This window comes from Rhizobium sp. LjRoot254 (assembly GCF_964254105.1).
Lineage (GTDB): Bacteria > Pseudomonadota > Alphaproteobacteria > Rhizobiales > Rhizobiaceae > Rhizobium_E.
The window spans coordinates 1,684,409-1,697,657 of record NZ_CAXUSM020000001.1 but is presented as its reverse complement, the minus strand read 5'-3'; the positions used below and the strand labels follow the sequence as shown (position 1 = coordinate 1,697,657).

Below are 13,249 nucleotides of genomic sequence, written 5' to 3'. Positions count from 1 at the left end.
GTTAAGCCACCGCTCTCGCCCTGGAATGGTGCCGGTTGAGCCAGGTCAGCACTTCCGCTTCCGGCATGGCCTTGCCATAGAGCCAGCCCTGGCCGATGCGGCAGCCCAGCGCCCGCAATGTCTCGGCATCGGCTGTTGTTTCCACGCCTTCCACCACCAGTTCCATGTCGAGCGAGCGGCTTACGCTGACCAGTGCCGCCACCAGCGCCTGATTGTGCGCGCTCGCCGAAATGCCGGTCACAAAATGGCGATCGACCTTCAGCCGGTCGATCTTCAGGCTGATCAGGTGGGCGAGCGAAGAATGTCCCATGCCGAAATCATCGACGGCAAGGCGGAAGCCCGCGCGCCGGAGTTCGAAGAATGCCGCCTCCACCTTCTGCGGATCGAGGATCGCCTCTTCGGTGATCTCCACCTCGATCCGGTTGGGGTTGATGCCGTGGCGCCTTGCCAGTTCGCCCAGCGTCAGTGCCGGTGAATAGAGATCGAACTCGCTCGGCGACATATTTACCGAGACGATTGCGTCGGCGTGGCCGGCCCTGTCCAGGGTCCGTATAAACCGGCAGGCGCATTCCGCTACGTAGGCGGTCAACCGCTCGGAGAGCTGCAACTTGGTTGCGGCCGACACGATGTCGGGTGGCGATATCGCGCCGATATCCGGATGCCACCAGCGCACCAGTGCCTCGAAACCGGTGACGCGGCCGCATGTCATGTCGATCTGCGGCTGGAAATGGACGTCGAGACCGCCTTGTGCCAACGCCGCGCCAAGGTCGCGGTCGATCGCTCTCTGGTAATCCAGTTGGCCCTTCAGGCCGCTATCGAACAGTTTCAGGCGGCGCCGTCCTTCAATTTTGGCGCAGTAGAGCGCAAGATCCGCACAGGCATAAAGCTCATCCTCATCGGCCGCGTGGTCCGGTGCGCAGGCGATGCCGATCGAGGCGCCGATCGGTATCTCCGTTCCGCCGAACGAGACAGGCTCCGCTGCGGCATCGATAAACCGGCGCGCGAGATCGTCTGCGCGCGCCGCGGCGCTCCGGCCTGACAGGATCACTGCGAATTCGTCGCCGCCGAGCCGGATCGGCAGGTCCCCGGACGCACAAAGAGCCGCAAGCCGGGTGGCGGCGGCTTTCAGCACCGTATCGCCCGCATGGTGTCCTCGCGTGTCATTGATCGTCTTGAACTTGTCGAGATCGATCAGCAGCAGCGCAATCTCGCGGCGCTCCCGCCCGCCCTGATAAAACAGTGCTTCCATGCGGCGGTTGAACACCGCCCGGTTGGCGAGCCCGGTCAGCACGTCGGTATTGGCCAGACGCTCCAGCCGGTGGCTCGACTCGTTGATCTCGGTGTTGGCCACCGCCAACGATTGGGCCAGTTGCGTGGTCCGCATCGCGACGTTCTGGCTGCGCACGAAGGCGCGCTCGCTCAGCACGCTTGCCCGAAACAGCATCAATGTCAGCAGGGCGACGTTCAGGGCGAGGAGATAATTGCTGACGGTGCTGCTCTCGATCAGCATCGAAAGGAGCGTGGCGCCCATGACAGGCGCTCCGAAAGCGATGGCGCTGCGCCAATAGGGGAGGCTCTGTATGATCGCGCCCGTGGCGGTACCCGCCATGACGAAAACGATATAGTCGCCGTCCGATGCCGCGAAAAGAAGCGGCAACGGTGTCCAGGAGACGCCGCTGACCAGGGCAGCGACCGTCAGGAATTTCAGCACGGCATCGGGCCGGGTCTGGTGCAGGCCGAGGCGCATGATGCGCTCGAGCACCATGAAGCGCGCGGCGCTCAGCGAAATCACAAAGGCGAGCCAGGACAGGATCGAGGCGCCGTTTGTGCTCGACCAGATTATCCCTGCGGTGGTCAGGGCAACGAAGATGTTCGACGCCAATGTCAGCGCGATATTACCCAGAACGCTCTCGGCCTGCGCGGCCCGCAGGCGGGCATAGTGGTCATGGTCTTCAGGTCTTGCGCTTTGCGCGTCCATTTGGCCTCGTCCCGCCCCAGGAGATCAGCTTCATGACAGGCAATAGCGTGGGTTGAATAAGCAAAGCTGAAGAGGCCACCCCGACTTTGCACCCGTAAATATCAACGGTGTGATTTATCGCACGCTGATTGCAACCCGGGATTAACCCTGATTTACCGCTGAAGGAAGCGATCACGATCAATCACGTGAGCGGCTTTGCCTTGATCGCGCTGGGCGCATCCTTCATATTCCGTTCATAAGCGGCTTGCTAATCGGAAATGCGCCGGATTGTTGATCTATAATTCCCGCGCGGACGATATCAGGAGCACGTCATGACGTTGTCGAAACAAGCGATGAGCGCCATACGGTTCGGCTACGGCATCCGGCCGGGCGAGCCGGTGCCCGATGGCGCCGATGCCCTGCTCGCGCAAATCGCCGAAGGGCAAAAGGAAACGCTGCGGTTTCCCGAGGAAGGCATCGAGGGCCGCTGGGAAACGATCAGCCGCTACCATGACCAGATGGCCGAGATGCCGCGCGCGAAGGAAGCCAGGCGCCTCGCCGTCCGTCCCCTCCGCAGGCAGCTCTTTCATCTCTGCGGCCGCGACCAGCATGCCAGGGTCGCCCAATCCGTGTTTTCGCCCAATGGCTTCTACGAGCGGCTCGCCGCCTTCTGGTTCGATCATTTCTCCGTCAGTGTGCGCAAGCGCCGGCCGATGTATCTCTACACGTCGCTCTACGAGGCGGAGGCGATCCGGCCGCATCTCGCCGGCACCTTCACCGATCTGCTGCGCCATACCATCACCCACCCCGCCATGCTGACCTATCTCGACCAGGTCAAATCCGTCGGCCCGAATTCCCGGCGCGGCCAGAATTCGGAGCGTGGCCTCAACGAAAATCTCGGCCGCGAACTGCTCGAACTGCACACGCTCGGCGCAGGCTCGGGCTATACGCAGGCCGATGTGCGCGCCACGGCCCTGGTACTCACCGGCCTGACCATCGATCGCGACAACGGCCGCACCGAGTTCCGCAAGAACCTCGCCGAACCGGGACCGATCGAGGTCAAGGTCCTCGGCAAGTCCTATGGTCGCGGCAAGCGTTCCATCGAGGATGCCCACGCCATGCTCGCCGATCTCGCAGCGGCACCCCAGACCGCTCCTCATATCTGTCGCAAGCTTGCGATACATTTCATTGCCGACACACCGCCGGAGCCTTTGGTCAACGCGATGATCGACGCCTGGACCAAGTCCGGCGGCAACCTGACCGCCGTCTACAGCGCCATGCTCCACCATCCCGCCGCCTGGGAAAATCCCGGCGAGAAGGCTCGCCAGCCCTATGACTATATCGTCACCGGCCTGCGCGCGGCGGGTCTCGCGGAAAGCGCTTTTGCCCAGCCGGTGCGGCCGGACGCCGAAAACAATGACGATGACGACGCCATGATGGCGATCACGCCCGAAATGGCCGAACGCCGGAAGAAACGCGCCGAGAAGCGCATGGACCGCGAGGACATGGCCGAGAACCGCCAGGAGCGACGCGAGCGCAAGAAGATCAGGCCGCTGGCAAATCCGCTCACCGTCGGCGCCGTCAAGAAGCTCGGCCAGCCGGTCTGGGAACCGCCGAGCCCCGAAGGTATCGAGGAGGATTTCGACGCCTGGATATCCACCAGCCAGCTCACCGGCCGGATCGCGTGGGCGCAGAACGTCGCGACCAAGGTGGGGTCCCGCTCCGAGCCACTCGTCCTTGCCCGCACGGTCCTGCTCGATGCCGCGCGCGACGACACGCTTAAAGTCGTGGCGCAGGCGCCCAGCCGTCAGGCCGGACTGTCGCTGTTGCTCGCCTCGCCCGAATTCAACCGTCGCTGAAGGAACTTGTCCATGAACGAATTTCTCCTCAGCCGGCGCACATTCCTCGCTTCCGCATGCTGCGTCGCCGCCTCGCCGCTGGTCACACCTGTCACCTTTGCGGCGGTACCCGGCGACAAGCGCTTCGTCACCATCGTTCTGCGCGGCGCGCTCGACAGCCTCTACCTGCTGCAGCCCTATGCCGATCCAATGCTGAAATCCTACCGCCCCGAACTGGCGCTCGATCCGTCCTCGGGTCTCATCGATCTCGATGGCCAGTTCGGCCTGCATGGCGAGGCGGCCGAACTGCTGCCGCTCTGGAAGAGCGGCGAACTCGGTTTCGTCAACGCCGTCTCGACCCCCTACCGCGACCAGCGCAGCCATTTCGACGGCCAGGACGTGTTGGAGACCGGCGGCCAGGATGTCTCGGACGTCAATACCGGCTGGCTGAACCGCGCGCTCGCGACGATCCCGCGTTCCGAAAGCCGCAAGGCCATAGACGTCAACACCTCGGCCGAACTCATTCTCAGCGGCCCGAACCCGGTCAATACCTGGTCCACCCAGTCCGATCTCGCGATCGAACCCGACGAACTGGATTTCTTCAAACGCCTCTATGGCAATGACCCGGCCTTCTCGAAGGTCTTCGCCGAGGCCATGAATACCGACGAGGATTCCGATACCATTTTCGGCACCAATGCCCGTGCCGCCAATCCGGCCGGCGTTGCGAAGCTCACGGCCGGCATGCTGAAGGGCGATTATCGCCTCGCGAGTTTCTCGATCGGCGGCTGGGACACCCATGTCGGCCAGAAGGGCATTTTCCGCAAGCCGCTCAAGGCGCTGGTCGCCGCACTGACGACATTGAAGACGGAACTCGGTCCGGATGTCTGGAGCAAGACCGCCGTGCTCGCCATGACCGAATTTGGCCGCACCGTGCGCCAGAACGGCTCCAAGGGCACCGACCACGGCACCGGCGGGCTGGCGATCATCGCCGGCGGCGCGGTGCGCGGCGGCAAGGTATACGGCAAATGGCCAGGTCTCCGCGAGGACCAGTTGTTCGAAGGCCGCGACCTGATGCCGACAGCCGATGTCCGCGAGATCGCAGCCGCGCTGCTCCACAGCCAGTTCGACGTCTCCGCCGGCGACCTCACCTCGAAGGTCTTCCCCGGCCTGTCGCTCGATCTGAGATCGCAGGGCTTTCTGCGCGGCTAGCTTTTGCCGCTGACGGCTTCTTCGAATATGCCCATCAGCATGTTGCGCTGGGCCATTTCGGCAATGACGATGTGCTTCGGCCAATCGGCAAGCGGTTCGATGCTGACATTGGGCAGGCCTTCCAGGGTGGGTATCTGCGCCTTGTCGAATTCGTATTCGGCGCCATAGAAGTAGCGCACGCGGGTGTCGCTCATCTCATAGGCGGCGCGCATGTCCGGCTCGTCGATGACGCCGTCTTCGATCATCTTCTGGACCTTCAGATAGGACGGCCGCTCGGCCGCCTCCATCTGGCCGGCATATAGCGAAGTCGGGCCGGCAAAGCACAGGACAAGGTCGGCGTTCAGCTTTTGGCCGTAATTCAATGCGCCGAACACGCCCCCGGAACTGCCCATGAGGATGAGCCGCTTGGTGCCCAACTCGCCGAGATCGTGCTTGATGCGCGCGACGGACTGTTCCATGTCGCCGATCGAACGCACCCCCGCGAGATAAAGGCTCAAATTGTAGTCCCGCAAATAGATGAGATTGGCTTGAAGCGACTCGAGCCAGACCGCCACCGAATTCAGTTCGACGCCGAACCGGTGCGAATTGCCGCACATCATGATGATGGTCGTCTCCGCACCACGATCGTAGATTTGATAATCGAGCCAGGGCCTGTCGACGATCTTGAGCCTGTCGACCTCCAGCCCGGTGAGCATCAGCATTGAAACGGCTTCCGGCATGAAGCTTTCCGAGAACTTCTCCCGACACGCGGCTAGAAAAATCCTGGCGGCGGAGATCCGGCCCAGATTGATGATCATGTTCATGACCGATTTGGCGATCATGGACTGCATGTCCACCTCCGGTACCTCGCCGGCATCGATGCTCTGCATGGTTGTTGCGAAGCGTTCGCACATCTTCAAAAGGATGGGCGTGTCGTCGAAACGCTCCTTGATCATTGTCTGCAGCGCCGGGTAATCGACCTCCGGGCTCTCGAAGAAGGCGAAGATCGCCCTCATATCCCCTTTCTTAAGGCTTTGAAAAGGCGAGCGTTTCTTTTTCTTGGGGGCGTCGTCCATCGGTAATCCGTAATCTCGTTCGCCCGGAAGAGATTCCCTCCTCCGATAGCAGTGGCTTGAACCTGAAATTGGGGGTCTTAGGCAGCCTTGTTTGCAGCAATGTGGTCGATGAGCTTCGCAAGTGTGTCCAGCTCGTCGACCTTGTCGTCGTCGATATTGACGTCATAGTGTTCCTGGACGGCCAGCAGAAGCGAGGCAACATCGAGAGAATCGAGACCCGCTTCGCCAAACTCGCGGTCGAGCGACATATTGTTGTAGTCGAGGCCTTCCTTGACCTCGGCCAGCATTTCGCGAATGGTCGCTTCGATCTCAGCTTTCATAATGTACTCCTCAAGATGGTTGTAGCCCAGCCAAGGCCCACGCCAAAGCCGCTGATCAGAATGCACTTCGTCGTGTCCGGCGCCACATTCTCCAGCAGCAGCGGAACCGACGAAGACACGGTATTGCCATAGGTCTCGACGCCGCGCGCGATGTTTTTCAGCTTGGTGCGCTTGGCAAGCGTGTCGACGATATATTTCGAGCCTGGATGCAGCACGCCGAGATCGATGTCGTCGATGCCGAGGCCGTTGGCCTCCAGCGTGCGCGTCACGCTGCCCGGAACCTGGGTCGCGCAGAAGTCGAATACGGCGCGGCCGTTCATTTCCAGCTTTCCGTTGTCCCGCACGATGAGCGCCTGGCAAGTCTCGCCGACGGTGCCCATGTCGAAGGCGCCGATCTCCCAGACCGGGTTTTCGCTGATCAGCGTCGCCGTCGCGCCGTCGCCGAAAAGCAGAACCGTGTTGCGGTCTTCCCTGTCGATCACCTTCGAATAGGGATCGGCGGTCACCAGCAAGCCGGTCTTGAAGCCGGCGGTCTGCATGAAGCCCTTGATGATCGCCAAGCCCGCGACATACCCGGAGCATCCGAGCGAAATGTCGAAGGCAAAGCAGCGCGCCGAAAGGCCGAGCTTGCCATGCAGGATCGCCGACGTATGGGGCAAGCCGTAGCCATCAGGGTTCTGCGTCACCAGCGCCAGGCATTCGACAGAGGCGAGATCGAAGCTCTCGCCGAGTTTTGCTTGCAGGCTGCGCACCGCCTTCAGCGCCATGTCGGAGGTCTCGTCACCCTCATCCTTGACGCTCGTCGAGAAGACGCCGATCTTCGATTCCAGAAAATCGACGGCGAAGCCGAATTTTTCGGCGAGTTCCGCGTTGCCGTTTCTCTGCGCCGGCAGATACGTGCCTATGGCCTGAATTCCGAGCATGCTACACCGCCATGAATGTGAGACTACCGATCTTGTTGCCGTTCCAGACAACGTCGGACATGAAGATCTTGGTGCCGAGTTTTTTGACGAGATTGACGCCGACTGTTCCACCCTTGGGAATCGTATCGAGTGTCAGCTGACTGAAGATCGCCTTCCGGCCGGGGGAATGGCGTCCGACAAGCACCTTGTTGAGCGCGACGATCGTATCGATGAAGTTGGCCGGCCGGTCAATCCCGCACGTTGCGGTGTCGTCCCCGATCGTGCTCGCCGCCTGAATATCCGGCTCGTTGTCGGGAAGATGCCCCGTGATGACCCGGCTCTCGTCGATGAAGATGCCGTAGGTCTTCCAGGTGTCTCCATCCAAAAACGAGAACTTGCCGGCGCGGTCGGCATGATCGGGCGAATCCTCGCTCAGATAGATCGGATGGTGGATCATGCGCCTGAATTCGATCTTCACCGGCCCTTCCAGGGAGAACCGTTTTATGAACTGCGAAAGCATGTTGGTGCTGTGAATATAGGTGCGCGTGCCCTTAAGCGGAATGTCGAATGCGATGTGCGAACCTGCGATATCTTGGCTTTTCTCCATGGAGTCCCCCTGGCGGATCGTCTATACAGATCGCCAACTTTTGCCGCAAGCATAGAAATAGACGCAACCGCTTCAATTGATCCGGCTTCTAAAACGTCTTCAATTAAAAGGGATGACATTGCCATGGGGAGGTGGAGCCTTCGATGATTGAACCATTGACGATGCGAAGCGCCGGGGAAAACTGACTTGATCACGAGAATGACCATTTTCCTCCTCGCAGCCCTCGCGCCTGCACTGACCCAGGCGCAGGATCTTCCGGGCTGCGCGCTGACCGGCAGCAGCACCGTGATGATCGGCGGCAAGCCGGCGTTACGCCTTTCCGATGTCGTCAATTGTCCGCCCGACACCTACGAGATCATCTCCTCCGTCAAGATAGACGGCCAGCCGATGGTGCATTTCAAGCCCATCCATTTCGGCAAGACACGCTGCGCCGTGATGGGCGATCCGACGGTCACGGCTGAAAACAAGCCCGTGCAGTCGCTCGGCGAAGTCCACTGTTCGGTGAATTGAAGCCCCAAGGGGCTTCAACATCAGCAATCCAAAAATCGCGCTTACGGGGATTATTTCGCGGGCTTTGCCGCCGGGTCCTTGACCGATTCGGCTTTGTCATCCGCGGCCTTGACGCTGTCCGCGGCATTCGGGTCGGCGGCCGCATTCGGGTCGGCGTTGGGATCTTCAGCCTGGTCGTCGCCGGGCGCCTCGGCGAATGAGAAGCAAGCATAGTAGACAGGCAGTTTCTCGGTGGCCGCGCAATCGGCGATCGTCCCGAGTTCGCTCTGCTCCTCGTATTGCATGTAGGGCGCGATCAGGTAGCGCGTTTCTCCGTCGGGCGAATTGCCGAAGCGGTCGATCTGCCCTGCCCGGTCGGGGCTTGCGGCCAGGATCGCATTCTTCAGCGTATCGCCGACAATGAAATTATCCGGCAACTGGTCGAACGGCCCGTCAAGGTAATTGTTGATCGACGTGTTGTACTGGTTGATGCCGACGAGGATTTTCCGGTTGGCGAAGCGATCGTCATAAAACGCATAGCCGGTACGGATACCGATCGTGATCCGATCGGAGACCTCCGACATGTCGAATTGGTCGGCCACCGGTATGGTCTCGTCGAGGACATAATGAAACGTCTTCTGGCTCTGGTTGAAGATGAGGAAGAACCGGATCGCTGACTCGTCGAAGATCGGGCCGATATAGGTCTCGCCCGGCTGGATGGCGCCCGCCGGTGGCTTGACCTTTGAGAGATCGGCCATTTGGAACTGCACCTTCTTGCCCTTGTATTCCAAGTCGTAGAGCAGGTTGCCGGCCTTCGTCAGGTTCACGCCGTCCTTCTTGCCGAGTTCGGCGCTGAAGCCGCTCTCGTCGCGCTGCCAGAGCGTGAAGTCCTTGAAATAGTTGAAATGTAGGACACCCTTGTCGCGGTCGGCAATGTCGAAGCGCAGGTTGCCGCCGTACTTGATGCCCTTGTGGTGGAAGGAGAAGTAGAAGTAACCCTCGGTCGGGTAGACTGTCACCTTGTCGGGCAGGCCCGCCAGCACGGTGTCGAGCACCGCCATCTTGTCGTCGATGGCAAATTCCGGCGCCTTTATCGCGTCTTCTACATAATCCTTGTTGTACTGCACCGTGGTCCCGGCGAGCGCCGCCGGGGTGGTCAGGAGAAGGCCGGACAGCGGCACGAGCCACGTTGCGCAAGACCAAATTCTCATGCCGATGTCCTTGTTTTTCTGCATTGGAGCCTTTCATTGTTCAATGAAAGGCTCCGGGTTTCAATTGTTCTGGATGAGGGCGGTCGTTACTCGCCGCCCTGCATCATGCTGCGCCGTCTGCCGTGCTGTTGCTCGTTGTTCTGGTTGTCCTGGTGCTGGACACCACGGCTCTCGCGCTTCGAATGCTGGTTTATATGTTCCTGCGTGCCACGGCTCTCGCGCCGTGAGTGCTGGTTTATGTGCTCCTGAGTGCCACGGCTCGCCCGCTTTGAATGTTGAGGCTGGTCGTCGTGCTGCTGCTTGGCGCGGCTCTCACGCCTTGAATGCACGTCCACGTCATCGGCCATCCGGCTGCGGCTCCGGGTGTGCCGCGGCTTGTCGTCGTGCGCCGCCCGGCTCTCGCGCTTTGTATGGACATTGACGTCCTGGTCGTGGCGGCTGCGGCTTCTCAGATGCTTCGGCTTGTCGTCGTTCATCATCGAACGCCGGCGCGAATGTTCGGGCTTGCCGTAGCTTCGACCCTTCACATGCATCGACTTGCGCTTGATATGCACCGGTCCGTCGTCACCGCCCCACGTCCTCTTCTTGACGTGATAGGACCTGCCCTTGCGGTGATCTGGCTTGTTGTCATCCCAGCTCAGGCGCTTGTTGTGATACGACCTGCCCTTGCGATGATCACCATCACCCCAGGTCCTGCCCTTGAAGTGGTACGACCTGCCTTTGCGGTGATCGTCATCACCCCACGTCCTGCGCTTGAGGTGATACGAGCGTCCCTTGCGATGATCGTCATCACCCCAGGTCCGGCCCTTGAAGTGATACGAGCGTCCCTTGCGGTGATCGTCGTCGCCCCATGTCCTGCGCTTGAAGTGGTACGAGCGTCCCTTGCGGTGATCGTCGTCGCCCCAGGTCCTGCGCTTGAAGTGATATGAGCGTCCCTTGCGGTGATCGTCGCTCCAGGTCTGGCGCTTGCTGTGGAAGGACCGCGACTTGTAGTGCCACGAGCGCTCGCGATCATGCCACGAACCGTTGCGGCGGTGCCAGGAACGCTTCTGCTGATGCCACGAACCGTCGCGCCAGTGCCAGGACCGGCGGGAATCGTGCCACGAACCGTTGCGGTAGTGCCAGGACGAGCGGACGCGGTGGCTGGTGGATGCCCACTTGTTGTGGCTCATCCGCAGCGTATGGACCGGATAGTCCTCGGCCGGAGGATCCGCGATCTCGACATAGCCGTCGCCTTCCGGCGGCACGTCCATCGCCGGCAGCGGCTCGGCCGCCTGGCAGACCTGATAGATCGCGACGTCGCCGATCTTGGTCGCGTCGTTGCGCTCCAGTTCCTCGGCGACCGGCTTGCCGTCTTCATCCGTGTTGATGTCGGTGTCGATCATGTAGGAGCGGAACAGCGCCCCGAGATCGGCGGATGCCTGGACCATGGTCTCCAGCGGCACGATGCCGTCGAAGGGCGAGCCTTGCAGGCCGTGGACCTCGCTCTTGTCGCTGCCTTCGCCTTTTACCTTGTCGTTGCATGGGCCGAGCGGCGAGCATAGGCCGTCGCCGGTCATCCATACCGATTGCGATGGCTTGGTCGTGTCAGGCAGGCCGTTCTCATCCATCTTGTAGGAGAAATCCACGCCGCCCGCCGCATTCGCGAAGATTGCGGGATCGCCCTCGTTGCTGGCGCGGTCATGGAAGCCGACGTCATAGCGGCCCTTCGGACGCCAGATCTCGTCTTGGCCGACCTCGTAGCGCAGGACACGCGATTCATAGGGCCGCGCAAACGCTTCCGGCGTTTCAAGACCGAGATTGCGCATGCCGCCGCGCTCGGCGACCAGCATCGTGTTCTGCGGTGTGCATTCCGGGAAGGAAATGTCCGAGACCGGATTGCTGTTGCCGGCCTTGTTGCCGAAACCGGGTTCGCTCGGCCAGAACGCCTGCATGAAGAATTCACGCCGGATCGTCGTCGTGTCAAAGGCGCCGTCGGCAGTTATCGCCACCGACCAGACCGAATTGCGCCGGTCATCGCCGGCCTTTGCCCAATCCGGATTGCCGAAGGCATCGCTGCCCCAGACCGAATAGAACAATCGCGTATTGCCCGCTTCATCGGTTTGGACCTTCAAGCCCCAGACACGGCGGCGGAAATCCGCGAGGTTCCAGCATGCCGGATTGCTGGTGAAGCTGTCGCCGCAACCTTCGATATCGGCCGAACTGGCGGGATCGAAGCTGACGGGATCGAGCGCCAACTGCTGTTGGCTCCACACATCGAGGAAGCCGACGCGCCCGTCGGCGCCGTGATCGTAGGTGCCGAGGTCCTTGCCGCTGGCGGCGTCGAGAACATGGATCATGCCGGTCTCGAGGTCCGAGACGAACAGACGGTCATGCACCTTATCATAAGTGATATTGCCCAGCGCCGCGCCGGAATTCTCGCGGCCGTCCAGGGTGATATCGGCGAATTTCTCGGGCTTGTAGCCATTGGCGGCACTCAGCCGGTAAATGGTGCCCGGCCCACCGCCGGCGCCCCACATGCCTTCCATCCAGTCCTTGCCCATGCGATGCAGGCCATAGGCGGCCGTGGCGGAGAGGAAAATGGTCGGTCCTGTCTCACCCTCGCGCTGCGCGATAGCGACGCCGAACACCTGCCCGACATCGGTTGCGGTCACGAACATGCGCTGCGGCTCATCCAGCCAATGCTGGCCGATCGGCGGCTCGGAGGGATTGCGGATATCGATGATGCTGGCCGAAATGCCGGTCACGTCGATGACCTTGATCGGCTTGCCGTCGGCGTCCATGCCATCGGTCGTATGCGAAAAACGGGTTACCACGGCTTCACCGGGCTGCAATGGGTCGACCACCTCGGTCTGCTGCGGAGCTTGCGCGGCCTGGTCGTCCACCTGACCGGTCGTTTCATCGTCGGGCGGCACATCCTTGGCTGCAGCATCATCGGCCGCCGGTCCGGCGTCGTCGCCTTCGACCGGTTGCTTGTCCTTGGCGGCATCCTTTACCGGCTTCTCGTCCATGCCGGCAGGTTCGGGCGGAACGTCGATCGCGGGTAAGGGGTCGACGACAGCACTGACGTCCTCAGGCTGCCCATTGCCATCCACGGCGTCCTTCTTGGTATCTTTCTTGACATCCTTCTTGACCGCCCGCGCATCGTTGCGCACGCCGGGCGGCTTGCTGTCGGGTTGCGTCAGCTCCTGCTCTGATTGTGCCGCGGCGGATGAAAGCCAATCCGCCGACGTCATATCCATGGGCATGAATGCCAGGAGCGCGCCTGCCGCCATGCCGTGAAGGCAGGTTTTCAGGGGAAGGTTGTGCCAACCGGATCGTTTGACGGGCAATTCGAATACCAGGGTTTCCCGCATGCCTACAATCCTCCATTAGACATTCCTAACAATAGGAGTGTCAAAGAATTTAGCAACCGCTGGATTGGTGTAGAATTGGCAAAAAGACACGAAGTAGCCAATACTACGAAGAAACATTTCCGATATTTTTACCGATCTTCGCATGATCTACAGCATGCAAGCGGTTTTTACTTGCTGCAACGCAACGAAAAATGTCCCATCGGCATGTTACGGCATCTATTCTAAGACGTAGACGACTTGAAAGGACGGTTTATTCGGCTGTCCATTCGAATTTCCTAATATGGTCGTATGTATCAACAACATGT

The 13,249-nt window shown here is 60.9% G+C and carries 10 protein-coding genes; 3 read left to right on the top strand and 7 right to left on the bottom strand.

Annotated features, from left to right (window positions below; genetic code table 11):
- Window position 1: 1 nt before the first annotated feature.
- Window positions 2-1,978, bottom strand: a complete 1,977-nt coding sequence (locus tag ACSQ26_RS08170) for a putative bifunctional diguanylate cyclase/phosphodiesterase (RefSeq protein ID WP_436008031.1) — start codon at window positions 1,976-1,978, stop codon at window positions 2-4.
- Between the two features lie 311 nt (window positions 1,979-2,289).
- Here ACSQ26_RS08170 and ACSQ26_RS08165 point away from each other — a divergent pair, with 311 nt between their 5' ends.
- Window positions 2,290-3,816: a DUF1800 domain-containing protein gene (locus tag ACSQ26_RS08165; protein ID WP_436008029.1), complete on the top strand. Its 1,527-nt coding sequence runs from the start codon at window positions 2,290-2,292 to the stop codon at window positions 3,814-3,816.
- 12 nt (window positions 3,817-3,828) lie between these two features.
- The gene (locus tag ACSQ26_RS08160) at window positions 3,829-5,004 is read left to right on the top strand and encodes a DUF1501 domain-containing protein (RefSeq protein WP_436008027.1); all 1,176 of its coding nucleotides are present in this window, start codon (window positions 3,829-3,831) and stop codon (window positions 5,002-5,004) included.
- Here ACSQ26_RS08160 and ACSQ26_RS08155 read toward each other — a convergent pair.
- From ACSQ26_RS08155 to ACSQ26_RS08140, 4 genes are all read right to left on the bottom strand, one after another.
- Entirely contained in the window at window positions 5,001-5,999 is a 999-nt protein-coding gene (locus ACSQ26_RS08155) for a hypothetical protein (protein WP_436008025.1), read from the bottom strand. The two genes, ACSQ26_RS08160 and ACSQ26_RS08155, sit on opposite strands and share 4 nt — an antisense overlap.
- Before the next feature lie 137 nt (window positions 6,000-6,136).
- Window positions 6,137-6,379 (bottom strand): acyl carrier protein, encoded by a 243-nt coding sequence (locus ACSQ26_RS08150; protein ID WP_436008023.1) that lies wholly within the window; start codon window positions 6,377-6,379, stop codon window positions 6,137-6,139.
- Window positions 6,376-7,302 carry a ketoacyl-ACP synthase III gene (locus ACSQ26_RS08145; RefSeq protein WP_436008021.1) on the bottom strand — a complete coding sequence of 309 codons (927 nt, stop codon included), beginning with the start codon at window positions 7,300-7,302 and terminating at the stop codon, window positions 6,376-6,378. The genes ACSQ26_RS08150 and ACSQ26_RS08145 overlap by 4 nt, the downstream gene beginning before the upstream one ends.
- Window position 7,303: 1 nt before the next feature.
- Window positions 7,304-7,888, bottom strand: coding sequence for a hypothetical protein (locus ACSQ26_RS08140; protein ID WP_436008019.1), 585 nt, complete (start codon window positions 7,886-7,888; stop codon window positions 7,304-7,306).
- A gap of 198 nt (window positions 7,889-8,086) precedes the next feature.
- Between ACSQ26_RS08140 and ACSQ26_RS08135 the strand changes: the two genes are divergently transcribed.
- A complete protein-coding gene (locus ACSQ26_RS08135) occupies window positions 8,087-8,398 on the top strand; it encodes a PAAR domain-containing protein (RefSeq protein ID WP_436008017.1) in 312 nt (103 codons plus the stop codon).
- Window positions 8,399-8,448: 50 nt separating this feature from the next.
- Here the strand turns inward: ACSQ26_RS08135 and ACSQ26_RS08130 are convergent, their stop codons facing one another.
- Complete coding sequence (locus ACSQ26_RS08130; RefSeq protein WP_436008015.1) at window positions 8,449-9,588, bottom strand: hypothetical protein; 1,140 nt, start codon at window positions 9,586-9,588, stop codon at window positions 8,449-8,451.
- A gap of 86 nt (window positions 9,589-9,674) precedes the next feature.
- Window positions 9,675-12,944, bottom strand: a complete 3,270-nt coding sequence (locus tag ACSQ26_RS08125; protein WP_436008013.1) for a hypothetical protein — start codon at window positions 12,942-12,944, stop codon at window positions 9,675-9,677.
- Window positions 12,945-13,249 lie beyond the last annotated feature (305 nt).